The organism is Streptomyces sp. NPDC055966, from assembly GCF_042269865.1.
In the GTDB taxonomy this organism is placed as follows: domain Bacteria; phylum Actinomycetota; class Actinomycetes; order Streptomycetales; family Streptomycetaceae; genus Streptomyces.
Map to the genome: position 1 here is coordinate 92,234 of NZ_JBHJYK010000003.1, position 26,821 is coordinate 119,054.

Below are 26,821 nucleotides of genomic sequence, written 5' to 3' on the forward strand. Positions count from 1 at the left end.
CCTTTTCGTGATCCAATCTCACCCAGGATGTGACCTATCTCGCCTGCCGGTCATATCAGTGCAGGTCAACGCAGGTCAGCGCGGCACGGGGGGAGCCCACGAGGCCAAAGTCCTGTCCGTTTCGTGACGTTACGCACTGACAGCTGGATAGTCCGCCCTTCAAGCTGATGTAGGAAGTCGGGGGTCGACTTTGAACCGGGAGTACGTCAGTGAGCGCCATGCCGATCGCCCTGCTGCTCACCACGGTCGCCACGGGCGCCGTGGGCGTCGCCGTCCTGCGCACTGTCCTGCAGCTGCGCCGCCAGCTCACGGCGCTGCAGCAGCAGCTCGCCGAGGACCGGGCCGCCGCCACGCGCGCCCTGCTGCCGAGCGCCCGCACGCAGGCCGACGCGGAGCAGATACGTGCCGCCGTGACCGAGGCGCTCGCCGAGGAGCGGGAGCGCGAGCTGGCCGAGGCGCGCGCCTTCTGGGCCGCCCAGGAAGCCCGTGACGCCTCCGACGCGCCGTCCCTGCTCGGGCTGAGCGACACCGAGCTGTTCCTGCCCCGGCAGGGCGACTTCGCCGGCCTGGAGCCGGTGTCCGAGCCGACCGCCGAGCCCGACGAGTTCGCGGGAGACTCCCCGGAGCTGGCCGCCGCCCGCCGCCGGCACCCCTCGCACCCCGACTTCGTCCCGGTGCAGTCCCCGGTCGTGGGCGACCACGAGCGCACGGTGACCACGCTGGAGCAGCTGGCCGCCGACCGTGTCGAACTGGCCGACGTCCGCCCGGGCCCGCTCGGCACCCTCGACGTCTACGTCTTCGCCGACGGCACCACCCTGTGCATGACCCCGGGCCACCGGGAGACCGCCGAACGCCTGGCCGCGGCCGTGCAGTCGGGCGACACCCCCTACCTCCTCGGCGGTTCGGGCATCTCCGGCGCCTACACCCTGACCTTCGCCTGCGGCGAGGAGACGGTGTACATCCTGGCGGACCGGGTCATCGCGTCCCTGTAAGGGTCCTTCGCGGCGGGCCCTCAGACCCCCGCCTTCTGCCGCGCCTCCTCGACCAGCCGCACCGCTTCGGCCACCTCGTCCTCGGTCCGCAGCACCAGTCCCACATCGTGTGCGGCCACGAGGATCTGATCGGCGGCGGCGAACATCCCGGCGTCCGGCATCTCCCGGGGCTCGCTCCCCGGTTCCTCGACACGCTGCGCCCACCGGGCCAACTGCCGGGCCAGCGCCAGCGCCTCTGCGGCCGCGCCTCGTTGCAGCCGGCTCTGCGGGGCGGCCCGCAACCGGTCGGCGAAGAACTCCACTGCTTGGGTCAGGGGCGTCGTATCAACCACGCGCCGAGCGTAACCCGCCGCACTGTTGCCAACACGCGAACGCTCAGGCACGGTGACGTGAAGGACCGGCTTACATCCCCTTTGCGTTCGGAGGCGCCGATGTCCCAGCTCTTCTCCGAGGAGACCCACCGCAATCTGCTCGCCCGCATTCCCCACTGCACCGGTCGTGAAGTCTCCGACTGGCTGCGCACCGTAGAAGAAGGCCCCGCCCTGGTCCGCTTCGAGGAGAAGGTCAGCTGGCTCAGGCACGAGTACGACCTCGCGTACGGCCACGCGAAGGCGATCGTGCACGAGTACGACTTGAGGAGGGCGGCCCGCAAGCTGCTCTAGACGCGAGAAGGCCCCGGGCCGTGACAGCCCGGGGCCTTTTCAGTCGACTTCGGCCGCTAGTCGTTGCTGGTGAAGATCGCCACCAGCCGCAGCATCTCGACGTAGATCCACACCAGGGTCATGGTGAGACCGAACGCGGCGAGCCAGGACTCGTTGCGCGGGGCGCCGTAGGCGATGCCGTCCTCGATCTGCTTGAAGTCCAGCGTCAGGAAGAACGCGCCGAGCAGGATGGCGAAGATGCCGACGAGCGCGCCGAGCGGGCCGAAGCTGCGCAGGCCGCCGTTCTCGGCGACGCCGAACACGACCAGCAGCAGGTTGACCGCCATGACGGCCATGAACGCCATCGCGATGGCGAGGCCCATCCGGGCGTAGCGCGCGGTGACGCGGATCCAGCCCGCCTTGTAGACCAGCAGGGTGGCGCCGGCGACCGCCATCGTGCCGAGCACCGCCTGGAACGGGGCGCCGCTCCAGCGGCTGTTGTACATCTCGCTGATGACGCCGAGGAAGACGCCCTCGAACGCGGCGTACCCCAGGATCAGGGCGGGGGACGGGGTGCGCTTGAAGCTCTGGATCATCGCCAGGACGAACGCCACCAGCGCGGAGCCGACGGCCAGGCCGTAGCTCGTCGTCGACACCGGCAGCAGCGCCCAGGCGAGGACGGCGCCGAGGGCGACCGTGCCGAGCGTCATGGCCGAGCGGACGACGACGTCGTCCATGGTCATCCGGTCGGTGGTGACCGGGGCCTGCGGGGGCGCGCCCTGCTGAAGGCCTTGCTGGGCGTACGGGTTCTGGGCATACGGGTTCTGCGCGTAGGGGTTCTGCGCATACGGGTTGCCCTGTGCGTACCCGGCCTGCGGTGCGGTGTTGAAGCCGGCGTAGCCGTTGTCGCGGCTGAACCCCCGTCGCGAGAAGACCGGGTTACTGCTCCTCATCTCACTCCTCCATGGCTGCCGTGCGCAGCCTTGGCTCAAAGCGTAATGGATTGGCAAAGGACCGACCATGATACTTGAGGAGGATCTTTCCCCTGCCGTGCTGCGCAACACGCTACGCGTGCGGGCGATTCCCGGCCACGGATGATCGCGTTCCATGACGAACCTGGGACCTAACCGAGAGGAAACCCCGTGTACGCCTCGGCCAGGTCGGTCTCCGCCGCGCGCGAGGAGGCGATCCGCTCCAGCCGCGCCCGCTGGAGCCCGGCGTCGAAGGGCGTGGTGTCCGGGGCCGGATGGAGCAGGGTCGTCATGTCGTAGGAGAAGCGCTCGGCCTGCCACACCCGGCGCAGACAGGTCGCCGAGTAGGCGTCGAGGAGGTCCGGGGAGCCGGTCTCCCGCTCGTGGACGAGCGCCCGGGCGAAGGTGACGACGTCGCCGACGGCGAGGTTCAGCCCCTTGGCGCCGGTCGGCGGGACGATGTGAGCGGCGTCACCGGCGAGGAAGAGGCGGCCGTGGCGCATGGGTTCGTGGACGAAGGAACGCATGGGCGTGACCGACTTCTGGGTGATCGGACCCCGTTCCAGCCGCCAGTCGTCGTCCGTCTCCAGCCGCCGGTCGAGTTCCGACCAGATCTCGTCGTCGGTCCACTCCTGCGCCCGCGTGCCCTCCGGCACCTGGAGGTAGAGGCGGGAGACGGACGAGGACCTCATCGACAGCAGGGCGAAGCCGCGGTCGTGGCGGGCGTAGACGAGTTCGTCGTGCGAGGGCGGGACGTCGGCGAGGATGCCGAGCCAGGCGTAGGGGTACGTCCGCTCGGACACACGGGCGACCGCGGCCGGTACGGCGGCCCGCGCCACGCCCCGGAAGCCGTCGCAGCCGACGACGTAGTCGCACTCCAGCACGTCCTCGCGCCCCTCGTGCCGGAACCGCACCCGCGGGCGGTCGCCGGCGGCCCCCTCGACGGCGAGCGCCTCCGCCCCGAACAGCAGCGGTCCGCCCTCCGCCAGTTGGAGGGCGATGAGGTCCTTGCAGACCTCGGTCTGGGCGTAGACCATCACCGACCGTCCGCCGGTGCGGGCGGGGAAGTCGACGCGGTGGCGGGTGCGGTCGAAGCGCAGCTCGATGCCGTCGTGCCGCAGGCCCTCGCGGTCCATCCGCTCCCCGGCGCCCGCCGCGCGCAGCACGTCCACGGTTCCCTGCTCCAGGATCCCGGCGCGCTGGCGCTGTTCGACGTAGGCCCGGTCGCGGCTCTCCAGGACGACCGCGTCGATGCCCGCGCGGTGCAGCAGTCGCGCGAGCAGCAGCCCGGCCGGCCCCGCTCCGATGATCCCGACGGTGGTGCGCATGGATCCTGCCCCTTCCCACAGCGACGAGCCCTTGTTCGCCTGGTGAAATTTTCTTCACCAATGGGCGGGCATGAGTCTCCGCCGGGGTGTGGGTGATGTCAATGGCTGAACGGTGAAGGCGGAGAGCGGCGCGGTGGTGCCCGGAGCCGGACTTGAACCGGCACGCCCGCGAAGGGGCAGCGAGGTTTAAGCTCGCCGTGTCTGCATTCCACCATCCGGGCAGGCCGTGGGCTCCGCGTCGAGGATCCGAGCCTATCGGGGCCCATCCCCCGAACAGCGGAAGGGCGGACCGATGTTGTCTTATTTTATTGACGTCTGAGGGTGCATCAGCCCATGGAACGCGCCATCCGCACTTGCCAGACAGCGTGACGTGAGGGGGGCACGCGTGTACGTGAAATGACGGAATTTCACCGTTCGAACGAGGGCGTTCCACCTGTTCTCGACATTGCCGCGACCACCGCGCGAGCGTGCCTCCTTCGATGTGGTTCCTCAGGGTCCGCCGTCCTCCCCAGGTATGACACGGCCGCCTCTTGTCCGCCCCGAGTCGCCCTCGGGAACCGGAACAGCGACTGACGCGGCGCGCCGTTCGCGCCGAGACGATGGAGCGGTCCTCAGGAACACACGTCACCCCCCGACAGGAGCACCTCCCCGTGACCACCACACCCACCGCAGGCCGGACCACCGGCGTGGCCGCACGTGCCACGGAGCTGTCGAAGATCTACGGGCAGGGTGAGACCCGGGTGGTCGCCCTGGACCGGGTCTCCGTCGAGTTCCGGCAGGCCGAGTTCACCGCGATCATGGGCCCCTCCGGCTCCGGCAAGTCCACGCTGATGCACTGCGTGGCGGGCCTGGACACCTTCTCCTCCGGTTCCGTGCGCATCGGCGAGACCGAACTGGGCTCCCTGAAGGACAAGCAGCTCACCAGGCTCCGCCGGGACAAGATCGGCTTCATCTTCCAGGCCTTCAACCTGCTGCCGACGCTGACCGCGCTGGAGAACATCACCCTCCCGATGGACATCGCGGGCCGCAAGCCCGACAAGGCCTGGCTGGAGCGGGTGATCGAGATGGTGGGCCTGTCCGGGCGGCTCAGCCACCGGCCCTCCCAGCTCTCCGGCGGCCAGCAGCAGCGCGTGGCGGTCGCCCGCGCCCTCGCCTCCCGGCCCGACATCATCTTCGGCGACGAGCCGACCGGAAACCTCGACTCGCGCTCCGGTGCCGAGGTGCTCGGCTTCCTGCGCAACTCGGTGCGCGAGCTGGGCCAGACCGTCGTCATGGTGACCCACGACCCGGTCGCCGCCGCCTACGCGGACCGCGTCGTCTTCCTCGCGGACGGGCGGATCGTGGACGAGATCCACGGCCCGACCGCCGACGCCGTCCTCGACCTCATGAAGCAGTTCGACGCGAAGGGCCGTACCAGCTGATGTTCCGCACCGCCCTGCGCAACGTCCTCGCGCACAAGGCCCGGCTCCTGATGACGGTCCTCGCCGTCATGCTCGGCGTGGCCTTCGTCTCCGGGACGCTCGTCTTCACCAACACCATCTCCGACGCCTACCAGAAGAGCTCCGCCAAGGGCTTCGACCAGGTCGACGTCGCCGTCCGGGCCACGTACCAGGACTCCGAGGGCGACAGGGTCGGCAGGACGCCGGACCTGACCCAGGCCGTGCTGGACAAGGCCGCGAAGGTCCCCGGCGCCGCCTCCGCGACCGGCGTCGTCAGCGGCTTCACCGCCGTCGCCGGCAAGGACGGCAAACTGCTCGGCGGCGACTGGCAGTCCGCCGGCGGCAACTACTGGGGCACCAAGGACGCCCGGTACCCGCTGGTCAGCGGCCACGCCCCGCGCGGCAAGGGCGAGGTGCTGCTCGACTCCGAGACCGCGAAGCGGGCCGGCTACAAGGTCGGCGACACCGTGCGGCTCTCCGTCGACGGCCCGGTCCTCACCCCGACCGTCGCGGGCATCTTCACCACCGACGACGGCAACGTCGCCGCGGGCGGCAGCCTCGCCCTGTTCGACACGCCGACCGCGCAGCAGCTCTTCGGCAAGAAGGGCGGCTACGACGAGATCGACGTCAAGGCCGCGGCCGGCACCAGCCAGACCGCGCTGAAGTCCGCGCTGGACTCGGCGCTGCCGAAGCACCTGGTGGAGACCACCACCGGCAAGCAGCTCGCCGACGACCAGGCGAAGACGATCGCGAACTCGATGAGCGGGCTGAAGCAGGCCCTGCTGGTGTTCGCCGGCATCGCGCTGTTCGTCGGCACGTTCATCATCGCCAACACCTTCACCATGCTGGTCGCCCAGCGCACCCGGGAACTGGCCCTGATGCGCGCGGTCGGCGCCTCCCGCCGCCAGGTCACCCGCTCGGTGCTGATCGAGGCGTTCGCGGTCGGCGCGGTCGCCGGTGTGGCCGGTCTGGCCGCCGGTATCGGCATCGGCGCGGGCCTGCGCTCGCTGCTCGGCTCCTTCGGCGCGAGCGTGCCCGACGGGCCGCTGGTGATCAGTTCCGGCACCGTGGTCTCCGCGCTCGCGGTCGGCGTCCTCGTCACCATGCTGGCCGCCTGGCTGCCCGGCCGCCGGGCCGCGAAGATCCCGCCGGTGGCGGCGATGAGCAGCGTGCACGCCAAGGCCACCACCAAGTCGCTGGTGCTGCGCAACACGTTCGGCGCGCTGTTCTCCGGGGCGGGCGTCGCCGTGGTCCTCGCGGCCACGTCGATGAACGCCGACTCCGCCCAGGGCCCGATGGGCATCGGCGCGGTCCTGCTCATCATCGGCGTGTTCATCCTGACCCCGCTGCTGTCCCGCCCGCTGATCGCGGCCGCCGCCCCGGTGCTGCGCGTCTTCGGCGTCTCGGGCAAGCTGGCCCGGCAGAACTCGGTGCGCAACCCGCGCCGTACGGCGGCCACGGCCTCCGCGCTGATGATCGGTCTGACCCTGATCACCGGCATGACGGTGATGGCGGGCAGTCTGCAGACCGCCATCGACAAGATGGCCTCCTCGGCGATCCGCGCGGACTACGTCGTCTCGATGGCCAACCGCTCCCCGCTCTCCCCGGAGGTGGCGACGAAGCTCGCCGCGGCCGACGGCGTCACCGCCAGCAGCCCGCTGCGCAACGCCGCCTCCCGCATCGACGGCAAAACGGAGTTCCTGACGGGCGTCGACGGCGCGTCCATCGCGAAGCTGACGGACCTGAAGGTCGACGACGGCGCGTTCAAGGTCGGCGGCTCGCAGGTCGTCGTGGACAAGGACCGGGCCAAGGAGTACGGCTGGACGCCCGGTTCGCACTTCACCGCGCACTTCGAGGACGGCAAGGCCCGGCAGCTGACCGTCGCCGGTGTCTACGAGGGCAACGACATGATCAACGGGATCATGCTCGACAACAAGGTCCTCACCCCGCACCTGAAGAACCCGGCCGACATGCAGGTCATGGTCAAGACGGCGGACGGCGCCTCCGAGGCGACGAAGGACCGGCTGGCCAAGGACCTGGGCACCAACCCGGCGATCAAGATCCAGGACAAGAAGGACATCTCCAACCAGATCGCCCAGATGTTCACGACGATGCTGAACATGCTCTACGGCCTGCTCGGCATGGCGGTGATCGTCGCGGTCCTCGGTGTCATCAACACCCTGGCCATGTCCGTCTTCGAGCGCTCCCAGGAGATCGGCATGCTCCGCGCGATCGGCCTGGACCGCAGGGCGGTCAAGCGGATGGTCCGCCTGGAGTCCCTGGTGATCTCCCTGTTCGGCGGCGTGCTCGGCATCGGCCTGGGCGTCTTCTTCGGCTGGGCGGCCGGCCAGTTGCTCGGCACCAAGATGCCGACGTACGAACTGGTCCTGCCCTGGGGCCGGATGGCGCTCTTCCTGCTGCTGGCCGGCGCGGTCGGCGTCCTGGCCGCCCTGTGGCCGGCCCGGCGCGCGGCCAGGCTGAACATGCTGACGGCGATCAAGGCCGAGTAGCCGCAGGGCAGCGAACGGGAAGGGGGCCCCGCGGCAGCGGGGCCCCCTTCCCGTCACGGACCCTCAGGCGGTGTTCCAGGTGCGGGTGCGCGGCGGCAGCCCCGAGGCGCCCGACTCCGGGGTGCGCACGGCCAGGACCTGGTTGACGCCGATGCGGTTGCGCTCGAAGGAGAGCGCGCAGGCGGCCATGTACAGGCGCCAGACGCGGGCGCGGCCGGGGCTGGTGAGCCGGACCGCGCGGTCCCAGTCCGCCTCCAGGTTGCCGACCCACCGGCGCAGGGTGCGGGCGTAGTGCTCGCGGATCGCCTCCACGTCCCGCACCTCGAACCCGGCGCGTTCCAGCTGGGTGACGGTGGTGCCGATGGGGGCGAGTTCGCCGTCGGGGAAGACGTAGGCGTCGATGAAGTCGTCCACCTCGTACGCCGTCTCGTCGCGCTGCGGGCGGCGGGCGATCTGGTGGTTGAGCAGCCGGCCGCCGGGCTTGAGCAGGGCGTACAGCTGGCTCGCGTACTCCAGATAGCGTTCGGCGCCGACGTGTTCGGCCATGCCGATGGAGGAGACGGCGTCGAAGGGGCCGTCCACGACGTCCCGGTAGTCCTGGACGCGGATCTCCACCAGGTCGGCCAGCCCCTCGTCGGCGACCCGCTTGCGGGCGTAGGCGGCCTGCTCCTGGGAGAGGGTGATCCCGACGACGCTCACGCCGTGCTCGCGGGCCGCGTGGATCGCCATCGAGCCCCAGCCGCAGCCGACGTCCAGCAGTCGCTGACCCTCCTTCAGGCCGAGCTTGGCGCAGACGAGTTCGAGCTTGTCGCGCTGGGCGGACTCCAGGGTCTCCGCATCCTCGGCGGTCCCCCAGTATGCGCAGGAGTAGACCATCGAGGGGCCGAGGACCAGCTCGTAGAAGTCGTTGCCGACGTCGTAGTGGTGGCTGATGGCCTGCCTGTCGGTGCGCCGCGTGTGCAGATGGAGGCGGGGCCGGCGGACCTCCTCGCGCGGCGGGGCGGGCGGCAGCGGGGGCCCGGCCAGCCTGAGCAGGTCGAGGGCGGCGGCGCGTACGCCGGGGTCGCGCAGGGCCTGGCGGAGGGTGCGGTCGTCCTCGCCGCGCTCCCACACCAGGGACGCCATCGCGTCCAGCGCGGTGTACAGGTCGCCCTCGACGTCCAGGTCGCCGGCGACCCAGGCGCGGGCGAGGCCCAGTTCGCCCGGTTTGAACAGGATGCGGCGCAGGGCTCGGCGGTTGCGCACGACCAGCGCCGGCGCGCCCGGCGGCCCGGCCTGCGATCCGTCCCAGGCCCGGATCCGTACCGGGAGCGGAACTCCCAGCATCTGCTCGGCAAGACGACTCAGCCGCGACGCGGCGTCGGCCATGGCGCACACCTCCAAGACGACGATCCCGGATGCCGGTTACCACGTAAACACCACGACGGCCTCGGTGCAGTCCCGCAAAGGAGTTACGACTGGGCAAAACCGCTGTAGCGGCCACGTAGTTTCCGGGTCCCGGGAATGCCGAAGGACCTCCCGCACCACGGATGGCGGGAGGCCCTTCGGGTTGTGCTCAGGTGACGCGAGGTCAGGAGGCCTTGGCCTTCTCCTCGGTCTTGGCGGCGACCGGAGCCGGCTTGGCCGCCTCGTAGAACTCCTCGCGCGGGTTCTCCATCGCGCCGAGGGAGACGACCTCGCGCTTGAGGAACATGCCGAGGGTCCAGTCGGCGAAGACGCGGATCTTGCGGTTGAAGGTCGGCATCGCCATGCCGTGGTAGCCACGGTGCATGTACCAGGCGAGGCGGCCCTTGAGCTTGATCTTCATCTTGCCCATGACGATCATCGCCACGCCCTTGTGCAGGCCGAGACCGGCGACCGCACCCTTGTTGGCGTGCTCGTACTCCTTCTGCGGGAAGCCCCGCATACCGGAGACCACGTTGTCGCCGAGGACCTTCGCCTGGCGCAGCGCGTGCTGGGCGTTCGGCGGGCACCAGGCGTTCTCGTTGCCCGCCTTGCGGCCGACGAGGTCCGGGACCTGCGCGTTGTCGCCGGCGGCCCAGATGTAGTCCGTGCCCTTGACCTGGAGGGTCGGCTCGCAGTCCACGTGGCCGCGCGGGCCGAGGGGCAGACCGAAGCGGGACAGGGCCGGGTTCGGCTTGACGCCGGCGGTCCAGACGATCGTGTTGGAGTCGACCTCAAGGCCGTTCTTCAGCACGACGTGGCCGTCGACGCAGGAGTCCATGGAGGTGGAGAGGTAGATCTCCACGCCCCGGCTCTCCAGGTGCTCCTTGCCGTACTGGCCGAGCTTCGGGCCGACCTCGGGAAGGATCTTGTCGGCGGCGTCGACGAGGACGAACCGCATGTCCTCACGGGAGACGTTCTTGTAGTACTTGGCCGCGTCCCGGGCCATGTCCTCGACCTCGCCGATGGTCTCCGCACCCGCGAAGCCACCGCCGATGAAGACGAAGGTGAGCGCCTTGCGGCGGATCTCCTCGTCGGTCGTGGAGTCGGCCTTGTCCAGCTGCTCCAGCACGTGGTTGCGCAGACCGATGGACTCCTCGATGCCCTTCATGCCGATGCCCTGCTCGGCGAGGCCGGGGATCGGGAAGGTGCGGGAGACCGCGCCCATCGCGATGACGAGGTAGTCGAAGGGCAGCTCGTACGCCTCGCCCACCAGCGGGGCGATCGTGGCGACCTTGCGGTCCTGGTCGATGGTGGTGACCCGGCCGGTGAGGACCTCCGCCTTCGGCAGCACGCGTCGCAGCGGGACGACGACGTGGCGAGGGGAGATGTTGCCGGCGGCGGCTTCGGGGAGGAAGGGCTGGTAGGTCATGTACGACCGGGGGTCGACGACCGTGACGGTCGCCTCTCCGAAGCGCATCTTCTTGAGAATGCGCCGAGCTGCGTACAGGCCTACGTACCCACCGCCTACTACGAGGATCCTGGGACGCTCCGTGGTGCTCATGGCATCGAGTATCCACCCGCTCCCCGGGGGGTGCTCGTGCGCCCCTTCACAAGCTTCTACAGTGCCCGTGCTACACTCCGCGGCTCGCGTGACACAGGTCATGACGGGCGAGGGGAACCGCGGCAGCCCGATGTCCGTTGTCAAGGCCGCGTGAGCTGCCCCTCCGGGTCACGACCGGGGGTGCGAGCCGGTCGGAACACCCCCCTCGGCACGCGATCCGAAGGTGTCGTACGACCCCCATCTGAACACGTTCAAAGGGCTCTTCGGCCCCCGAAAGGCCCAACAGGACCCCTTGCGCGCCCCGACCGGGCCCAATTCCTTGTGAAGAACTTCACGAAGTTTTCCGACGGCACGTCACCGAGGGGCCCGGAAGACCCCCGGGAAGCCGCTCAAACGTTATCCGACCTGCTCAGCAGAAGGCTACCGGGGAGTAATAAAAGAGAGCCGCGCAACAGCGCGTCACCCGGTCGCCCGGCCGTTCACCCGTCAGCCACGCACCGCGCGAGAGCCGGCCGAAGCTCCCCTAGCGTGCCAAACATGAACACTTCACCGAAGGCCTCCCGTAAGGCCGCCAAACGTATAAGCGCGATCAGCGCGGTCCTGGGTGTCGCACTCGCCGCGGGGACGGCGACGGCCGCATCCGCCGTGGCGGCGACACCCGCCTCCCACCTCACCACCGTCCAGGCGGCCGCCCCGGCCGGCGGGCACGGATGCCACGCTCTCATCGGCATCCTCTGCGCCTGACGGTCATCCCCCGTGACCGAGGCGACGGCCCTGGTTCCTCCCCCTGCGGAACCGGGGCCGCTCCGCGTCACCGCGGCACTAGCGAAGCTCCTCCGCCACCGCCCACGCGATGCCGTCGAGGATGTCGTGCTCGCTCACCACGACCTCCCCGGCGCCGATCCGCTCCATGATCGCGAGCAGGACGAGGGCGCCCGCGCCGATGACGTCGACCCGGCCCGGGTGCAGGGACGGGATCGCGGCGCGCTCGGCGTGCGTGGAGCGCAGCAGCGACTCGGTGATCTCGCGGACGCGGTCGTAGGAGACCCGGGAGTGGTGGATGAGCGCGGAGTCGTACTCCGGCAGGTCCTGGGCGATGGCCGAGACGCTGGTGACGGACCCGGCGAGACCCACCAGGGTGTGCGCCTCGCGCAGCGGGACGCTCTGTTCGGCGAGGTCCAGGGCGGCCTCGATGTCGGCCCTCATGGCGGCGATCCGGGCCGCGGAGGGCGGGTCGGAGACCTCGCCGCCGTGCACCAGGTGCCGCTCCGTCATCCGCACACAGCCGACGTCGACCGAGCGCGCGGCCCGCACGTGCTCCTCGCCGACGACGAACTCGGTGGAGCCGCCGCCGATGTCCACGACCAGGTACGGCCGGGCCAGGTCGGCGCGGCCGGTCAGCTCCTTCGTGGCACCGGTGAAGGAGAACTCGGCCTCCTGGTCGCCGGTGATCACCTCCGGTTCGACCCCGAGGATGTCCAGCACACCGCGCACGAACTCGTCGCGGTTCTCGGCGTCGCGGGAGGCGGAGGTGGCGACGAAGCGGAGCTTCTCGGCGCCGTGCTCCTTGATGATCGCGGCGTACTCGCGGCAGGCCGCGAAGGTCCGCTCCAGCGCCTCGGGCGCGAGCCGCCCGGTGCGGTCGACGCCCTGGCCGAGCCGCACGATGGTCATCCGGCGGTCCAGGTCGACCAGTTCACCCGTGGCCGGGTCGCAGTCCGCGACCAGCAGCCGGATGGAGTTGGTCCCGCAGTCGATGGCGGCGACACGCGTCACTTCTCGTCCCCCTCGGTGGTGGCCTCGGTGGGCGTCACGCACGCGCCCTTGCGCCACCACTCCGGCAGCATCGCCAGCGCCTCGTCGCCGAGCGGGTTCACGCCCGGGCCGGCGGCCAGCGAGTGGGCCACCAGGACGTGCAGGCACTTGACCCGGTCCGGCATGCCGCCCGCGCTCGGGAAGCCCTTCAGCTCCTCGATCTCGTCCCGGCGCCGGATGTAGTCCTCGTGCGCGGCCCGGTAGGCGGCGGCCAGTTCCGGGTCGGCCGCCAGGCGCTCGGTCATCTCCTTCATCACGCCGTTGGCCTCCAGCGTGCCGATGGCGGAGGACGCCTTCGGGCACGTCAGGTAGTACAGCGTCGGGAAGGGCGTGCCGTCGGGCAGCCGCGGCGCCGTCTCCACGACGTCCGGCTGGCCGCACGGGCAGCGGTGCGCGATGGCCCGCAGACCCCGCGGCGGGCGGCCCAGCTGCTGCTTGAAGGCCTCGACGTCCGCGTCGGTGGGCTCGGTGCGCGAAGTGGGCGGCGGAGGGGTTTCCATGACTGCTTTCAGAGCGGCTTTCTCAGAAGGGGCGGTGGATCGGGGCGTGCTGTCGGTTCACTGGTCGGAGGCGTCGGACTTGTCGACCCCGTCCCAGACGTTGGCGTACCAGGGCCGCTGGGCGGCCTTCAGGTCGGCGCGGGACTGCTTGGCCATACCGGGATCGACGACCGTGTACCCGGTCTCCCCCGGCATCACATAATGCAGCCGCCGCCGGATCTCCTGCTCGGCGTAGGCGTCGTCCTGCCAGCGTGCCTTGAGGTCGCGCAGCTGCTCGACGCGCTGCTCGGCCTGTTGCTTCTGGCGCTGGAGGTCGGAGATCTGCGCGCGCTGGGAGACGTACTGGCGCATCGGGTACGCGAGCGCGACGATCATCGTGCACAGCACCAGCACGAGCAGCGCCGCGCGCCCGGTGAGCCGGGAGCGGCGGGCCTGCCGCTTGGTCTGGGAGCGGTAGACCCGGGCCGCCGTCTGCTCGCCGAGCAGCCGCAGCCTGGTCGCGGTGGAGAAACGGTCCCGGTCCCTCGCGGCCATCTGGCTCTCGCCTCCCCTTGCGCTGTGCCTGGCACGCCTCACACGTGCGTACGTCCCCGGACACGGTACGGGACCGGTACGGGGACGTACGTACGACTGGCTAGGACTTACCTCTTAACGGCTCAGCCCTTGAAGCGCGGGAAGGCGGAGCGGCCCGCGTACACCGCGGCGTCGTCGAGGATCTCCTCGATGCGCAGCAGCTGGTTGTACTTGGCGACGCGCTCGGAGCGGGCCGGGGCGCCGGTCTTGATCTGGCCGCAGTTGGTGGCGACGGCCAGGTCGGCGATGGTGACGTCCTCGGTCTCGCCGGAGCGGTGCGACATCATGCACTTGAAGCCGCTGCGCTGGGCCAGCTCGACGGCGTCCAGGGTCTCGGTCAGCGAGCCGATCTGGTTGACCTTGACCAGCAGGGCGTTGGCGGTGCCCTCCTCGATGCCGCGGGCGAGGCGCTCGGGGTTGGTGACGAACAGGTCGTCGCCGACGAGCTGGACCTTGTCGCCGAGGCGGTCGGTGATGACCTTCCAGCCGGCCCAGTCGTCCTCGAACAGCGGGTCCTCGATGGAGACGAGCGGGTACGCGGAGACGAGCTCCTCGTAGTACTCCGTCATCTCGGCGGCGGAGCGCTCCTTGCCCTCGAAGAGGTACTTGCCGTCCTTGTAGAACTCGGAGGCGGCGACGTCGAGCGCGAGGGCGATCTGCTGGCCGGGGACGTAACCGGCCTCCTTGATCGCCTCCAGGATGAGGTCGAGGGCGGCGCGGTTCGACTCCAGGTTCGGGGCGAAGCCGCCCTCGTCGCCCAGGCCGGTGGACAGGCCCTTGGACTTCAGGACCTTCTTCAGCGTGTGGTAGACCTCCGCGCCCCAGCGCAGCGCCTCGGAGAAGGACTCCGCGCCGATCGGAGCGATCATGAACTCCTGGATGTCCACGTTGGAGTCCGCGTGCGAGCCGCCGTTGAGGATGTTCATCATCGGCACCGGCAGCAGGTGCGCGTTCGGGCCGCCCAGGTAGCGGAACAGCGGCAGGTCGCTGGCCTCGGAGGCGGCGTGGGCGACGGCGAGGGAGACGCCGAGGATGGCGTTGGCGCCGAGGGAGCCCTTGTTGTCGGTGGCGTCCAGGTCGAACATGGCCTGGTCGATCAGGCGCTGCTCGGTGGCGTCGTAGCCGACCAGCTCCGGGCCGATCTGCTCGATGACGGCGAGGACGGCCTTCTCGACGCCCTTGCCCTGGTAGCGGTTCGGGTCACCGTCGCGCAGCTCGATGGCCTCGAAGGCACCGGTCGAGGCGCCCGACGGAACGGCGGCACGACCCGTGCTGCCGTCGTCGAGGCCGACCTCGACCTCGACCGTGGGGTTGCCTCGGGAGTCCAGGATTTCCCGGGCTACGACGACGTCGATGGACGGCACGAGCATCTCCTTCTTGGATGTGACGCTGGAAGTGCGGGGCGGTGTGCCTTGCGGCTGCGCCGTGCGACTAGAGCCTAACCGTCTCCGGGGGATCGGCCCGCGACCGACCGCCCCGTGAACGCGGTGGGACATGCAGACGGTACCCATTGTTCACCCTCGGAACAAAGGGGGCTGTCGATGAGGCCCGGCTGAAGAGCGGGGAAACAGAAAGCCCCGTCCCGGCGCGTACGGGGGAACACGCGCCGGGACGGGGAGCCCGTGGGGACGGGGGTGACCCTCACGGGGTCCTCGGTGTGGGGGGTGGGGATGTGAGGGCGCTGTGCGTCCGGCCGGAGCCGGATGTCACTTCAGGTGCAGCTGCTGACCGGGGAAGATGAGGTCGGCGTTGTCGACGATGTCCTTGTTCAGCTGGAACAGCTTCTGCCAGCCGCCGGCGACGTGGTGCTTCTCGGCGATGGAGCTGAGGGTGTCGCCCTTGACGACCTTGTACTCGCCGTCGCCCTTCTTGACCTTCTTGCCGGTCGGGGTGGTGACGGTCTTGCTCGCCTTCGGGGCCGTGCGCTCGGTGGAGCGGGTGGCGGCCTGCTGGTCGGCGGAGCGGGTGGTGGCGCTGCCGGAGGAACCGCTGCCCGCCGAGCCGCTGCCGGTGGAGCCGGAGCCGGTGCTCGGGGCGGAGCCGTTGTACGGGGCGGAGGACAGGCCCGTGCCGCAGACCGGCCAGGCACCCTTGCCCTGCGAGGCGAGGACCTTCTCGGCGACGGCGATCTGCTGCGCCTTGGTGGCCTGGTTGGCGGTCGAGGCGTAGGCGGTGCCGCCGTACGCGGCCCAGGTGGAGGCGGAGAACTGGAGGCCGCCGTAGAAGCCGTTGCCGGTGCTGATGGACCAGTTGCCACCCGACTCGCACTGGGCGACCGCGTCCCACTCGGAGGCGGTGGCGGCGGAGGCGTTGCCGGCCGCCATCAGCGGGGCGGCGACGGCGGCACCGGTGACACCGGCCAGCGCGACGACGCGGACGGCCTTGGACGGACGACGGTGCTTGCCCTTGCCGGAAAACAGCATGGATCGATCCCCTCACCGACGCCTGCGAGGTGAGCTGTCGGGTTCGGGCCGGTTGAGTTGCCCGGCCGCACGCCCGCTGTCGCGGGCCTGCGGCTTCACCCCAAGCCGGATCCGGCGTCAACTGCCGGTTCCAGCGCCTACCTTGGGTCCCCCGCTCCTGCCTACGGCGCTTGACGCGACGACTGTTCCCGGACGGCCGCTGGCAGGATTCGGCGTTGCGGCAGCCGGGGCTCGTGGTGACGAGCGGTCCTGACCGTAGACAGGCGATCGACGGAATTTCAAAGACGATCAGGGCTTCTGAGACTCATCCCACACTTTCGCCAAAACGGACATTAGCGATCAAGCGGGGCGCCAACTCGCCTTACTCCGCGTCCTTTTCGTTACCGACTTCCAGGGTCTGACCGGCGGTGATCTGGTTCGGGTCGGCCCCTATCACCTTCTTGTTGCCGTCATAGAGCGCGCGCCATCCGCCGTCGACACCGAGAGAGCCAGCGATGGAGGCGAGCGTGTCGCCCTCACGGACCGTATAGGTGTTCGTCCGGTGGCCCGCGTGGCGGCCCGAGGACGCGGCATCCTGACCGTTTGTCACGTTTTCGTCCGCACTTCCGCCGCGGTGACGTCCGCCACTGCTGAGCGCTCCCGTGTCGACGAGGCTCCAGGAACCGGTGCTCTGCGGGTAATTGTCCGACTCGTCGGTCCCGGGGGTGGCGCTGGGCGAGCTGTCGCCGCCCTGCGCGCCTCCGCCACCGGAGGACCCGATGGAGCCACCGGAACCGGATGTGCCCGCCTTGTCGCCCTTGTCGGACTTGTGGCTGCCTGCACCCTTGGAGCCGTGCGACGCGCCCGACTCCTTGCCACCCCCGTCACTCGCGCTCGGTCCGGGCGTGGCACCGGCATCCGAGGAAGCGTCCGCGCCGGAGCCGGACTTCGAGCCGGAGTGGGCGCCCGACCCGTCCCCGGAACCCGAGTCGGACCCGGACGAGTCCGACAGACCGGACGAGTCGGAACCGTTCGTCGATCCGGAGTCGCCACCCGAGCTCTTGCCGCTCCCGGAGTTCCCGACGCCCGTGTCGACCTCGACCGAACCCGAGTTGGAGGTCAGCCCGGCGGTCAGCGCGCACATGGTCCACGGCTTGGTGCCCTGGTCGGCGAGGATCTTCTCGGCGACGGCGATCTGCTGGTTGCGGCTGGCCTGGTCGGCGCTGTCGGCGTACTGCGTGCCGCCGTACTTGTCCCAGTCGTCCTGCGATATCTGGAGACCGCCGTAGTACCCGTTGCCGCTGTTCTGGCTCCAGGAGCCGCCGCTCTCGCACTCGGCGACCTTGTCCCACGTGGTGCCGTCGGCCGCGTGGGCGCTCGCGGCGCCGAGCAGCGGGATGGCGATGGCGGAGCCGGTCACGCCGGCCGCGACGAGGAGGGCCGGAGCCTGACGGGGGCGACGGTGACGACCGTTCCCGGTGAGCATGCGGAAGCCTTTCGTGCGACAGCAGGACCGGCGCGGCGGCGGACGGTGCCGGTCGCCACGCTGATGGGTGAACGTATCGGCACACGATCACTTGTCACAAGTTAATGCCGCGCAGATCACGTGAAGATCACAGGGTTGAATCCCTGTCATGTTTCGTTTCCCACGAGGCCGTTACGCCGGTTTCGCCCACCCCTACGACGCTTGTGCGGCAGCGGCGGTTCCCCCGCCGGCGGGGACCGGGGTGAACTCGACCGGCAGGGTGCGCAGCCCCCGCATGATGAGCCCGCCGCGCCAGCGCAGCTCGGCCGGATCAGCGGCGAGCCGCAGGTCGGGCAGCCGGGTGAACAGGGTGGCGAGCGCGCTCTGGCCCTCCAGGCGGGCGAGCGGCGCGCCGAGGCAGTAGTGGATGCCGTGGCCGTAGCCGAGGTGCTGGTTGTCCCGGCGGGAGAGGTCCAGCACGTCCGGCTCGGCGAACCGCTCCGGGTCCCGGTCGGCCGCCGCGAGCACCACGAGCACCGGGTCGCCGGGCGCGATGTCCTGCCCTCCGATGACGAGCGGCTCGGTGGCGAACCGCCAGGTGGCCAGCTCCACCGGGCCGTCGTAGCGCAGCAGTTCCTCGATACCGGTCTCCAGCAGGTCCCGCTCCCCGCGCGCCAGGGAGTCCTGGAGCCGCCGGCGCTGCCCGGGGTGGGTGAGCAGGGCGTAGGTGCCGTTGCCGATCAGGTTCACCGTGGTCTCGAAACCGGCGAACAGGAGGATGAAGGCCATGGCGGCGGCCTCGTTCTCGGTGAGGTGCTCGCCGTGGTCGGAGGCGCGGATGAGGCCGGAGATCAGGTCCTCGCCGGGCGCGGGCTCGGCGGGCAGCGCCTCGCGCTTCTTGTGGATCAGCTCGGCGAGGTAGCCGCGCATCTTCTTGACCGACCGCGCGACCCCGCCGCGCGGGCCTCCGCCGTGCCGGATCATCATCCCCGCCCAGTCCCGGAAGTCGTCCTGGTCCTCGCGCGGGACGCCGAGCATGTCGCAGATGGCGTAGATGGGCAGGGGGAAGGCGAACTCGTGGATGAGGTCGGCGGACCCCCTTTCCGCGAAGCGGTCGATGAGCTGGTCGGTCAGCTCCTGCACCCGGTGCGCGAACTCGGCGACACGGCGGGGTGTGAACGCCTTGCTGACCAGCCGGCGCAGCCGGGTGTGGTCCGGCGGGTCGATGTTCAGCAGATGTGTCATCAGCTCGGCCTTGCGCTCGCCGGGGATACCGGTCTTGCCCTTGGCGTGCGCGGGCTCGTCGTGATGGGCCGGGTTCTTGCTCAGCCGCTGGTCGGCGAGGGCCTGCCGGGCGTCGGCGTACCGCGTGACCAGCCACGCCTCGACCCCGCTGGGCAATCGCGTCCGGTGCACGGGGGCGTGCTCCCGCAGCCAGGCGTACGCCGGGTACGGATCGGTGGCGAACTCCCAGGAGAACAGCTCGGGAACGCCGGGCGCGCCGGGGGCGGGCGAGGGGTGGTGCTGGTCGGTCACCCCTCGACGGTATCCGGACCCGCCCGTCACCCCTGCTCCGGTGCCGTGCCCTCCGCCCGGAGTATCGCGTCCCGGTACACCCGCGCCGCCGCGCGCAGGGCCGCCTCCGGGTCCACGCCGGCCGCCTCGGCACGGACCGCCAGGCCGAGCAGGTCGTAGCCGACGCCCTCGCCGCGCGGGAGGGGGACGTCCAGGCCCGCCGTACGGGCGCGGGAGGCGAGCTTGGCGGCGAGGGCCAGGCCGGGCTGGCCGAGCGGGACGCCCTCCGTGACCGAGGTGCGCCGCTTCTCCTCGGCCTTGGTGCGCAGCCAGTGCTCCTTGACGTCCTCCGGGGTCTCGGCCTTCTCGTCGCCGAAGACGTGCGGGTGGCGGTGGATGAGCTTGGTGACGATGCCGCCGGCCACGTCGTCGACGGAGAACGGCGCGTCCGGGTGCTCCTCGGCGATCCGGGAGTGGAAGACGACCTGGAGGAGGACGTCGCCCAGCTCCTCGCGCAACTCCTCGCGGTCGCCGGCCTCGATCGCCTCGACCAGTTCGTACGCCTCCTCGATGCCGTACTTGGCGAGGCCCTCGTGGGTCTGCCGGGAGGACCAGGGGCATTCGACGCGGATCCGGTCCATGACCTGCACCAGGTCGAGCAGGCGGGCGCCGGGCAGGTCGTAGGAGGCGGGCAGCAGCTCCAGCTCCGGCATGGCGACCCGGCCGGAGCCGGCCAGCCGGGCCAGGCCGTCGGTGAGCGCGGGCTCGCCCTCGCCGGTGGCCACGACCACGACCGTCCGCCCGCCGGCGCACGCGTCGACCAGCTCCTGCGCGGTCGGGGACGCCTCGATCACCGATATCCCGGCCTCGCGCAGATACGGCAGCTGCGGGTGCGCGCCGTCCGCGCACAGCACGGTGTCGGCCGCGCGCAGCGCCTGCCAGGCGGGCCAGGACAGCAGGCCGGGGGCGACGCGGTGGCTGGTGGTGAGCAGGACGGTGCGGCCGGGGCCGGCCGTGGGGGCGAGGTCGGAGCTGGATGCGTTCACGATCCGAACGTAGCCCACGGCGCCGACGAGCGGATTCGGTTGTCCACAGGCAGGGGAGAGTCGTGTGATCGTATGACCGACACACCGACGCGCAGACGTCCGTGGGCCGCAGGGCCGTACTACGCCGTCACCGGCTCTCCGCCCCCGGCGCCCGTCGTGACCTCCCGCACCCAGGGTGTCCTGGCGTCCACGCGGCTGCTCTTCTGCATGTCCCAGGTGCCGTAGCGCGGGTTGAGGTCGATGCGCAGTTCCTGGGACGCCTTGGACAGCGCCTTCCAGAAGGCGGGCTGGCTGGTGTCGGTGCCCAGCTGCTTGGCCAGCTTCTGCGCCTCCAGCTGGAGCCGGAGGTTGTCGTCGAGGCGGGCCGGGGCGATGCCGTACTTCTGCAGCCAGGCCGTCTCCAGCGCCGTGGCGCCGCCCGCCTGCTGCTCCAGGCTCGTACGCATCTGCTCGACCTCGTGGCGGGTCACCGAGACGCCCTGGTCCTGCGCGGCGCGGTGCAGCACCTGGTCGAGGACCATGTTGTGCAGGGTGTCGCGGGTGAGGCTGCTGGTGGAGGCGAGGACCTGCTGGTACTGGGCCTCGTCGGGCACCGCGGCCCGCTGTGCCCTGCGGACCTCGTCGACCCGGTTCTCCAGCTGGGAGACGGTGATCCGCTGTCCGCCGACGACGGCCGCGGCGCCCGGGTGCGCATCGCTTCCGCAGGCGGTCAGCAGGGGTGCCGCGGCGGCGATCGCGGCGGTGAGGACGAGCGCGGTGCGACGGCGGCGGTGCAAGGAAACCTCCAAGGGGAGATTGTGCGACGGAGCACAAAGTCTTGCGGTGATCGATGGTAGGCAGTGGGAGGGCCGGGGCCAACCCATGGGACCAACGATTCACGCGCGCTTCGGGCACCGCCGCACGCGCCTCTTACGCCGCAGGGCTCAGCCGACGACGGCCACGGGCGCGTCCCACGCGTCGCGGTCGACGGTGAGGGTGACGCCGCCGTGCGTCTCCTTGCTGTTGACCATGTACTGATGGCCGCGGCTGTGGTTCGTGAACTGGCTCGTCCCCCACGGCCAGTCCGCGGTCGTCGTGTTCTGCTTGTCCCACAGCGCGTACCAGAGGTTGCCCGGCAGGTCCGTCCTGTCCTTGGCGGTCGCGATCGCCTTGGCGCTGGAGCTGCTGAAGCCGTAGTAGCCGCTGCGGTACGTCTTCGCGCGCAGCCCCTTGTCGAAGGCGCGCACATACGTCAGCACGGCGTCGTTGCACGCCGTGTTCGTGGTGTCGTACGCCTCCATGTCGAGGTAGACCGGGCTGCCCGCCTTCATGCCGAGCGCGGAGGCCTTGGCCACGGCGTCGGCGGCGTCCTGCGTGCCCAGGGAGGCGGCCGTCGACGCGGTCAGCTTCTCCGGGTTGGAGCCGGACTGGCAGGGCGGCTGGGCGCCGACGTAGAGCGGGACGAGTTTCCAGCCGAGGGAGTCGACCGACTTCACCCAGGAGGCGGTGAGGTTGGGCTGGGCGCAGCCGCGGTTCCTGCCGCCCACGTACACGGCGGCGGCGCCGTAGAAGCCGGTGTGCCAGGCCTTCATCGCGGACAGCGAGGGCGCGGTGCACGTGTCGAACGCGCGCCCGGTGAACGTCTTCTGCGCCGGCCAGACGGTCGCGGCCATGGAGGTCTGCGCGGCGATCCCGGCCCCGGCGACCACGGCGGCGCCGACCGCCGCCCACGTGATGTATCTGCGCTTCTTCGACTGCCGGTGACCGGCCATGATCCCCACCCCTTGCGTGTGTCGCCCCTGCCTCACCCGGCAGAGCGAAGCGCAAGGTATCAACTGCCCCCGCTAGCCGCGCACCTGGCCCAGCCATTGCAGGGTGCGCCGGATCTCCAGGGCCATCGGGTGGCCGGGGCCGTGCAGCCGCTCCACGTCCATCAGCAGGCGCGCGAGCGTGTCGTGGGCGGAGGGCCGGTCGCCGAGCGCGAGCAGGAGATGGCCGATGCGCCGGCGCACCTCGTGCGCGAGCTGGGGGTCGCCGGAGACGTACTGGTTCTCGTAGTACGGCAGCAGCGCGCGGTACTCGGCGAGCGCCGCGGCCGGTTCGCCGAGCTGTTCCAGGCACTGCGCCGACTCGTAGCGGTAGCGCAGCGACTGCGGGTCGGCCTGGCCGGCCTCGGCGGCGCGCTCGGCGGCCAGGCGGCGCAGTTCGGGCAGCGCGCGCCGGTACTGGCCGTCGTCCATGAGCGTGGCCGCGTACTGCTTGCGCAGGGAGCGCACGACCGGGGAGTGCTCCCCGTGCTGTGCGGCGGCCGCGGGCAGGATCGCGCCCAGGATGTCCACGGCCTGGGTGATGCGCCCCTCCCCCAGCAGCCGCTTGACCTCGTCCACGGCCGCGGCGACATCGGGCTTCCCGTCCACCGGGGGCACCGGCGCGACGGGGGCGGGCTGGGGCGCGGGCGTCCGCGCGCGGTCCGGCCAGGGGGCGTGCGGGCGCAGGAACGGGCGGGTGGGGTCCAGGGGCGCCCCGGTGGGCGTCCCCCGCGCGGGCAGGAGCGGCGCCAGGTCCTCGTACACCTCCTGGGCGGAGCCCGGCCGGTGCTGGGGGTCCTTGGCGAGCAGCCGCAGGACGAGCGTCTCCAGCGCCTCGGGGACCTCGGGGCGGATCCGGCGCACGGGCTGCGGGGGCTCGTACAGATGCCGGTGCAGCACGCCCAGCGCCGTGGAACCCGCGAACGGCACGTCCCCGCTGAGCAGTTCGTGCAGCAGCACCCCGAGCGCGTACAGGTCGGTGTACGGGCCCACCGCGCCGCCCATCGCCTGCTCCGGCGCCATGTAGGCGGGCGAGCCGATCGGGGAGCCGGTGTGGGTCAGGCGCGTGGTGTCGGTGTCCATGACCGAGGCCACGCCCAGGTCGAGCACGGTGACCGTGCCGTCCTGCTTCACCATCACGTTGCGCGGCTTGAGGTCGCGGTGGACGATCGGCACGGCGTGCACGGCGCTCAGTACGGCGCACAGTTGCGCGGCCACCGCGACCGCCCACGGCCACGGGTACGGGTCGTGCTCGGCGAGGTGGTCGGACAGGTCGGCGCCGTCGACGTACTGCATGACGAGGAACAGCTCCTCGCCCTCGCTGCCCGCGTCGTGCACCGTGACCAGGCCGGGGTGGTCGACCTGCGCGGTCACCCGGCACTCGCGCAGGAACCGGCGGCGCAGCTCGTCCGCCTCCTGGCCCGCCACCTTGTCGGGGCGCAGCAGCTTCACCGCCACGCGCCGGTCGAGCCGCCGGTCGTACGCCGTCCACACCTGGCCCATGCCGCCCTGCCCGATGAGCGTGGACAGTTCGTACCGGCCGGCGACGACTCGTCCTGCCGCCACGCTCACCTTCCGCCCTCGTGCCCGTCGGGCCGGCCGTCGTGCTTGCGCAGGTAGTCACTCAGCTCGTCCAGTTCGGCACGGACCTGCTCGATGTGGCTGGGCGCCGGGCGCTGGGGCAGTGCGGGGATGTGCGGCCCGGGCGCGGCGGTGTGCGGTATCGGGGCCGGGGCGTACGGGAGTTGCGGCGTGCTCGCGGTGATCGGGGCGGTCGGGGTGGTCGTCGCGATGAACGGTGCCCCGGGCCGCGGGTATCCGTAGCCCGGCGCCGACGGCACCTGCCCGGCGTAGGCCCGACGGAGCCGATGGAAGTGGCGTATGTCCGCGTAGAGGTAGTAGCCCGCGCAGGCGACGGCGTTCAGCAGCAGCATGCTCATGCCCAGGTTGCCGTTCGGCGAGCTGAAGTCGTCGGTGTGGTCGGTGCTGAAGAGGCCGAAGCAGATGCCGAGGAGCACCACGGAACCGCCGAAGAACCACCACTCGGCGGGCCTTCGCGACACGATCGCCGCGCGCAGCGGCGCCACCCACGCCAGGAATCCGAGGCTGAGGAGCGCCACCGCCACGAAGATCACGCGCAACACGACCAGCACCCCGGTCGAGGGTGGCTGCGGCGGAGGCGGCGCGTAGCCGTGGCCGTGCATGGCTGCTCCTGGAGGCCTGATGCGTGCGGACGTGTGTGCTGAGTCCGAGCGTATAGGCCGACACGGACAGCCGGTTCCGGGTGTACCGAACCGTTGCCGCGCCACGCGCCCTCAGGCCGGTGCCACGGTCACTCCGGCGCCACCGTCCCGTCCGTCAGCCCGTCGTACATCCCGCGCACGAGTTGCTCCCCGAGCCGGCCCGCGAGCCGCAGCGCCCGCTCGAACTCGTCGAGCGCGCGGAAACGCGCGCCGTAGCGCCGTTGTTCGTCCAGCGGGAGCCGGGGCAGCTGGAGCCGGCGCACGTCCAGCCGGGTCGCGGTGGAGGCGTAGCTGCTGGCCTGCCGGTTGTTCGCGGTGCCGCGCAGGAATCCGGCGAGGAACCAAGGGTCGAGCGCCGTGCGATCGGGGCGCAGCAGCACGAGGTTGCGCCCCAGGGCGGCGCCTCCCGTCGCGTCGTCGATCACGCGCGCCACCGCGCCACCGCCGAGCACCGGTACGACGACGTCGCCCGGCTCGGTCAGCACGGCCTCCTCCTCGCTCTCCGGCAACGTCCCGGAGGGTGCGGTTCCGGCGAGGACGTCGTGGTCGGTGAGTACCGGCACGCGCGCGTGGCCGCCGTTTCCACCGGTGCGCATCACCAGCGCGCCCCCGCGCGCGAGTTCACCGACGGTGGTGAGCGGCCAGCGCACGCCGGGCGCGGGCACGGCAGGAGGAGGCGTGCGATCGGCGGTCAGGCGCAGGGTCGCGCCGAGGCGCTCGCGCACCGCCGTGAGCTGCTCCGCCCCGTCGGCCACGGCGGCCGGCGGCAGATGGCGTGCGGGCGCGAGGTCGACGTCGTCGTCGAGGAGTTCGATGACCGGCACGGACCGCGCGAGCCCCGGCCGCTCCGCCGGCCGGCCGGTGCGCTCGAAGCTCCGCCAGGCGTCCAGGACGGCCTCGCGCACCGCCGCCCAGTCCGGACCGCCGCGCCCCTCCCCCGCGAACCTCCCGGTGTCCACGAGCAGCACCTCGGGCGCGGCCGGCGTCCGGTCGGGCCGGCGCAGCACCCACACGTGCAGCGGGATGTTGTACGGCGGTGCCGCCCCGACCGGCAGCGCGACCACGGCCCGCAGCGCCCCCCGGCGCAGCAGGTCGGCGCGGATCCGGCGCCCGGAGCGGCGGGAGGCCGCGGCCGGCGGCATCAGCAGCACGGCCGCGCCGCCGTCGGCCAGCCGGGCCAACGCGTGCTGCACCCAAGCCAGTTCGGACTCCGTGCGGGCCGGGAAGCCGTACTCCCAGCGCGGGTCGTAGGCGAGTTCGTCATGGCCCCAGTTGCGCTCGTTGAACGGCGGATGGCACAGCACCGCGTCGGCGCGCAGCTCCGGGTGGGCGTCCGCGCGCAGGGTGTCACCGACGGCGCCGCGCACGGTCGCCCGGGAGCGCAGCGCGAGCCGCAGCGCGGTGAGCGCGGCCAGGCCGGGTGCGCTGTCCTGGGCGTACAGCTCCTGGTCGGGGCGGGTGTCCACGGCGCACAGCAGGGCGCCGGTGCCGCAGGCCGGGTCCAGGACGGTGCGGGCGGGGCCGGCCAGGTCGGCCATGAGACCGGCGAGTTCGGCCGGGGTGAGGGTGTACTGGCGGGGATTGACGTCCAGATGCCGCCCCAGCAGGAACTCGAAGGCCTGCCGCGCCCCCATCTCCGCGGCCAGCTCGGCGGCGCCCCTCAGGAGCGGGACGGAGGGGAGGAGCTGGGGGCCGGTGGGAATACGGACGGCGGGGGCGGCGTGACGGGTGGGGCTCGTGTGAACAGGGGCGGTGTGAGCTGCGGCGTGAGCGGCGGGCGTGCCGTGAACAGTCGGCGGGGCGTTCACATCCTGTGCGTCGTGGGAGGCGTTGACACGCTGCATCCCTCCAGCAGCGTTCACACCGAGCGCGCCACCGGCAGCGTTCACACCCGGCCCACCTCCAGAAGGGTTCACACCCGGCACCTCGCCGACCGCGTTCACACCCGGCGTCTCGCCGACCGCGTTCACACCCGGCGTCTCGCGGGAGGTGTTCACAGCCCGCGCCTCGCCTGATGCGTTCACAGCCTCCCCGGCGTCCCGGCGCCCACCGCCGTGCATCCCCCGCCCCGGCGCTCCGCCGAAGCGCGGGGTCAGCACCTGCTCCAGCGCACCGGTCAGCACGGCGGCCAGACGTGCGTCGGAGCCCGCGCTCGCGTCGAGCCAGACGGTCGGGCGCTCGTGGATCAGCAGCAGGGCGCAACCGGTGTGCACCAGGGCGGTCAGCGGGCCCTCCGGGTGGCCGGCCAGTTGCTGCCAGACGCGCTCCCGCAGCGGCACCTCGGCGAGTTTGCCCTGCTTGCGCAGCCAGGCCTCGACCGCGGTGAGTGCGAAGGAGGGGCTGGTCTCGGTGCCGCCGACCGGCTTGGGGAAGTCGGCGTGCCGGCGGCGCCAGTTGCTGACGGCGGCGCGGCCCACTCCGGCGAGCCGGGCGATACCGGCCGCGGTCACCTCTGTCGCGTTGTCCTGCACCGGCCCCGCTCCCCTCGTACCGTGTGTGCGCCGAGCATACCGGCGTAGACAGGACCGACGCATTCACGGCCGTGTACACAACCAGCCACATGAATCATGTTGACTCGGTTCACAGCCTCTGCTCTCATTGACCCAGCGAACGGAGCGGCCGCCGGAGGGGGAGGCCGCCTCGCTGG

General features: G+C 71.4%; 23 protein-coding genes, 1 tRNA gene and 1 riboswitch. Of the genes, 5 read left to right on the forward strand and 19 right to left on the reverse strand.

Going from position 1 to position 26,821, the window contains the following annotated elements:
- Positions 1–209 precede the first annotated feature (209 nt).
- Complete coding sequence (locus ACFC8N_RS07305) at positions 210–992, forward strand: hypothetical protein (RefSeq protein ID WP_356027239.1); 783 nt, start codon at positions 210–212, stop codon at positions 990–992.
- Positions 993–1,012: 20 nt separating this feature from the next.
- Here the strand turns inward: ACFC8N_RS07305 and ACFC8N_RS07310 are convergent, their stop codons facing one another.
- Positions 1,013–1,324: a hypothetical protein gene (locus ACFC8N_RS07310; protein WP_079172946.1), complete on the reverse strand. Its 312-nt coding sequence runs from the start codon at positions 1,322–1,324 to the stop codon at positions 1,013–1,015.
- Between the two features lie 99 nt (positions 1,325–1,423).
- On the opposite strand from ACFC8N_RS07310, the gene ACFC8N_RS07315 reads away from it, so the two are divergent.
- Complete coding sequence (locus ACFC8N_RS07315; protein WP_067045839.1) at positions 1,424–1,654, forward strand: DUF4287 domain-containing protein; 231 nt, start codon at positions 1,424–1,426, stop codon at positions 1,652–1,654.
- A gap of 56 nt (positions 1,655–1,710) precedes the next feature.
- On the opposite strand, the gene ACFC8N_RS07320 is transcribed toward ACFC8N_RS07315, so the two are convergent.
- The 3 genes from ACFC8N_RS07320 to ACFC8N_RS07330 form a co-directional block, all read right to left on the reverse strand.
- A complete protein-coding gene (locus ACFC8N_RS07320) occupies positions 1,711–2,586 on the reverse strand; it encodes a Bax inhibitor-1/YccA family protein (RefSeq protein ID WP_356027235.1) in 876 nt (291 codons plus the stop codon).
- A gap of 170 nt (positions 2,587–2,756) precedes the next feature.
- Positions 2,757–3,932 carry a 4-hydroxybenzoate 3-monooxygenase gene (locus ACFC8N_RS07325; RefSeq protein ID WP_356027233.1) on the reverse strand — a complete coding sequence of 392 codons (1,176 nt, stop codon included), beginning with the start codon at positions 3,930–3,932 and terminating at the stop codon, positions 2,757–2,759.
- A 134-nt stretch (positions 3,933–4,066) separates the two neighbouring features.
- Positions 4,067–4,153: transfer RNA gene (locus ACFC8N_RS07330), tRNA-Leu, on the reverse strand.
- Positions 4,154–4,582: 429 nt separating this feature from the next.
- Between ACFC8N_RS07330 and ACFC8N_RS07335 the strand changes: the two genes are divergently transcribed.
- Together ACFC8N_RS07335 and ACFC8N_RS07340 are read left to right on the forward strand one after the other, a co-directional pair.
- The gene (locus tag ACFC8N_RS07335; protein ID WP_376287254.1) at positions 4,583–5,353 is read left to right on the forward strand and encodes an ABC transporter ATP-binding protein; all 771 of its coding nucleotides are present in this window, start codon (positions 4,583–4,585) and stop codon (positions 5,351–5,353) included.
- Entirely contained in the window at positions 5,353–7,881 is a 2,529-nt protein-coding gene (locus ACFC8N_RS07340) for an ABC transporter permease (protein WP_362821481.1), read from the forward strand. The genes ACFC8N_RS07335 and ACFC8N_RS07340 overlap by 1 nt, the downstream gene beginning before the upstream one ends.
- Positions 7,882–7,944: 63 nt before the next feature.
- On the opposite strand, the gene ACFC8N_RS07345 is transcribed toward ACFC8N_RS07340, so the two are convergent.
- Positions 7,945–9,249: a cyclopropane-fatty-acyl-phospholipid synthase family protein gene (locus ACFC8N_RS07345; RefSeq protein ID WP_356027225.1), complete on the reverse strand. Its 1,305-nt coding sequence runs from the start codon at positions 9,247–9,249 to the stop codon at positions 7,945–7,947.
- A gap of 202 nt (positions 9,250–9,451) precedes the next feature.
- On the reverse strand, positions 9,452–10,828 hold the full coding sequence (locus tag ACFC8N_RS07350; protein ID WP_356027222.1) for an NAD(P)/FAD-dependent oxidoreductase: 1,377 nt from the start codon (positions 10,826–10,828) through the stop codon (positions 9,452–9,454).
- A gap of 537 nt (positions 10,829–11,365) precedes the next feature.
- On the opposite strand from ACFC8N_RS07350, the gene ACFC8N_RS07355 reads away from it, so the two are divergent.
- Positions 11,366–11,572 (forward strand): hypothetical protein, encoded by a 207-nt coding sequence (locus tag ACFC8N_RS07355; RefSeq protein ID WP_362821480.1) that lies wholly within the window; start codon positions 11,366–11,368, stop codon positions 11,570–11,572.
- A 78-nt stretch (positions 11,573–11,650) separates the two neighbouring features.
- Here the strand turns inward: ACFC8N_RS07355 and ACFC8N_RS07360 are convergent, their stop codons facing one another.
- The 13 genes from ACFC8N_RS07360 to ACFC8N_RS07420 all read right to left on the reverse strand — a co-directional run bounded on the left by ACFC8N_RS07360 (position 11,651) and on the right by ACFC8N_RS07420 (position 26,645).
- Positions 11,651–12,604, reverse strand: coding sequence for an exopolyphosphatase (locus tag ACFC8N_RS07360; protein WP_376287259.1), 954 nt, complete (start codon positions 12,602–12,604; stop codon positions 11,651–11,653).
- Positions 12,601–13,143, reverse strand: coding sequence for a DUF501 domain-containing protein (locus ACFC8N_RS07365; protein ID WP_376287262.1), 543 nt, complete (start codon positions 13,141–13,143; stop codon positions 12,601–12,603). The genes ACFC8N_RS07360 and ACFC8N_RS07365 overlap by 4 nt, the downstream gene beginning before the upstream one ends.
- A 57-nt stretch (positions 13,144–13,200) precedes the next feature.
- Positions 13,201–13,677, reverse strand: a complete 477-nt coding sequence (locus ACFC8N_RS07370) for a septum formation initiator family protein (protein WP_356027215.1) — start codon at positions 13,675–13,677, stop codon at positions 13,201–13,203.
- A gap of 122 nt (positions 13,678–13,799) precedes the next feature.
- The gene (gene eno, locus ACFC8N_RS07375) at positions 13,800–15,086 is read right to left on the reverse strand and encodes a phosphopyruvate hydratase (protein WP_356027213.1); all 1,287 of its coding nucleotides are present in this window, start codon (positions 15,084–15,086) and stop codon (positions 13,800–13,802) included.
- Positions 15,087–15,422: 336 nt separating this feature from the next.
- Positions 15,423–16,139 carry a transglycosylase family protein gene (locus ACFC8N_RS07380; protein ID WP_376287265.1) on the reverse strand — a complete coding sequence of 239 codons (717 nt, stop codon included), beginning with the start codon at positions 16,137–16,139 and terminating at the stop codon, positions 15,423–15,425.
- Between the two features lie 4 nt (positions 16,140–16,143).
- Positions 16,144–16,318: riboswitch (cyclic di-AMP (ydaO/yuaA leader) on the reverse strand.
- 182 nt (positions 16,319–16,500) lie between these two features.
- Positions 16,501–17,604 carry a transglycosylase family protein gene (locus ACFC8N_RS07385; protein ID WP_376287268.1) on the reverse strand — a complete coding sequence of 368 codons (1,104 nt, stop codon included), beginning with the start codon at positions 17,602–17,604 and terminating at the stop codon, positions 16,501–16,503.
- 192 nt (positions 17,605–17,796) lie between these two features.
- Positions 17,797–19,119: a cytochrome P450 gene (locus tag ACFC8N_RS07390; protein WP_376287271.1), complete on the reverse strand. Its 1,323-nt coding sequence runs from the start codon at positions 19,117–19,119 to the stop codon at positions 17,797–17,799.
- A gap of 26 nt (positions 19,120–19,145) precedes the next feature.
- The gene (locus tag ACFC8N_RS07395; protein ID WP_376287274.1) at positions 19,146–20,144 is read right to left on the reverse strand and encodes a nucleoside triphosphate pyrophosphohydrolase; all 999 of its coding nucleotides are present in this window, start codon (positions 20,142–20,144) and stop codon (positions 19,146–19,148) included.
- Positions 20,145–20,263: 119 nt separating this feature from the next.
- The gene (locus ACFC8N_RS07400) at positions 20,264–20,920 is read right to left on the reverse strand and encodes a SurA N-terminal domain-containing protein (RefSeq protein WP_376287722.1); all 657 of its coding nucleotides are present in this window, start codon (positions 20,918–20,920) and stop codon (positions 20,264–20,266) included.
- A gap of 147 nt (positions 20,921–21,067) precedes the next feature.
- Positions 21,068–21,895 carry a glycoside hydrolase domain-containing protein gene (locus ACFC8N_RS07405; RefSeq protein ID WP_356027199.1) on the reverse strand — a complete coding sequence of 276 codons (828 nt, stop codon included), beginning with the start codon at positions 21,893–21,895 and terminating at the stop codon, positions 21,068–21,070.
- Positions 21,896–21,967: 72 nt separating this feature from the next.
- Positions 21,968–23,461, reverse strand: coding sequence for a serine/threonine-protein kinase (locus ACFC8N_RS07410; protein ID WP_356027317.1), 1,494 nt, complete (start codon positions 23,459–23,461; stop codon positions 21,968–21,970).
- 38 nt (positions 23,462–23,499) lie between these two features.
- Positions 23,500–24,135, reverse strand: coding sequence for a hypothetical protein (locus ACFC8N_RS07415; RefSeq protein WP_376287277.1), 636 nt, complete (start codon positions 24,133–24,135; stop codon positions 23,500–23,502).
- Positions 24,136–24,263: 128 nt separating this feature from the next.
- The gene (locus tag ACFC8N_RS07420) at positions 24,264–26,645 is read right to left on the reverse strand and encodes an N-6 DNA methylase (protein WP_376287280.1); all 2,382 of its coding nucleotides are present in this window, start codon (positions 26,643–26,645) and stop codon (positions 24,264–24,266) included.
- Between the last annotated feature and the right edge of the window lie 176 nt (positions 26,646–26,821).

Excerpts from the sequence above, each read along its gene's own strand:
- ACFC8N_RS07320 (WP_356027235.1), bottom strand. The coding sequence starts at position 2,586 with ATGAGGAGCAGTAACCCGGTCTTCTCGCGACGGGGGTTCAGCCGCGAC.
- ACFC8N_RS07340 (WP_362821481.1), top strand. The coding sequence starts at position 5,353 with ATGTTCCGCACCGCCCTGCGCAACGTCCTCGCGCACAAGGCCCGGCTC.
- ACFC8N_RS07415 (WP_376287277.1), bottom strand. The coding sequence starts at position 24,135 with ATGCACGGCCACGGCTACGCGCCGCCTCCGCCGCAGCCACCCTCGACC.
- ACFC8N_RS07380 (WP_376287265.1), bottom strand. The coding sequence starts at position 16,139 with ATGCTGTTTTCCGGCAAGGGCAAGCACCGTCGTCCGTCCAAGGCCGTC.
- ACFC8N_RS07315 (WP_067045839.1), top strand. The coding sequence starts at position 1,424 with ATGTCCCAGCTCTTCTCCGAGGAGACCCACCGCAATCTGCTCGCCCGC.
- ACFC8N_RS07405 (WP_356027199.1), bottom strand. The coding sequence starts at position 21,895 with ATGGCCGGTCACCGGCAGTCGAAGAAGCGCAGATACATCACGTGGGCG.
- ACFC8N_RS07345 (WP_356027225.1), bottom strand. The coding sequence starts at position 9,249 with ATGGCCGACGCCGCGTCGCGGCTGAGTCGTCTTGCCGAGCAGATGCTG.
- ACFC8N_RS07355 (WP_362821480.1), top strand. The coding sequence starts at position 11,366 with ATGAACACTTCACCGAAGGCCTCCCGTAAGGCCGCCAAACGTATAAGC.
- ACFC8N_RS07385 (WP_376287268.1), bottom strand. The coding sequence starts at position 17,604 with ATGCTCACCGGGAACGGTCGTCACCGTCGCCCCCGTCAGGCTCCGGCC.
- eno (WP_356027213.1), bottom strand. The coding sequence starts at position 15,086 with ATGCTCGTGCCGTCCATCGACGTCGTCGTAGCCCGGGAAATCCTGGAC.
- ACFC8N_RS07365 (WP_376287262.1), bottom strand. The coding sequence starts at position 13,143 with ATGGAAACCCCTCCGCCGCCCACTTCGCGCACCGAGCCCACCGACGCG.
- ACFC8N_RS07325 (WP_356027233.1), bottom strand. The coding sequence starts at position 3,932 with ATGCGCACCACCGTCGGGATCATCGGAGCGGGGCCGGCCGGGCTGCTG.
- ACFC8N_RS07370 (WP_356027215.1), bottom strand. The coding sequence starts at position 13,677 with ATGGCCGCGAGGGACCGGGACCGTTTCTCCACCGCGACCAGGCTGCGG.
- ACFC8N_RS07350 (WP_356027222.1), bottom strand. The coding sequence starts at position 10,828 with ATGAGCACCACGGAGCGTCCCAGGATCCTCGTAGTAGGCGGTGGGTAC.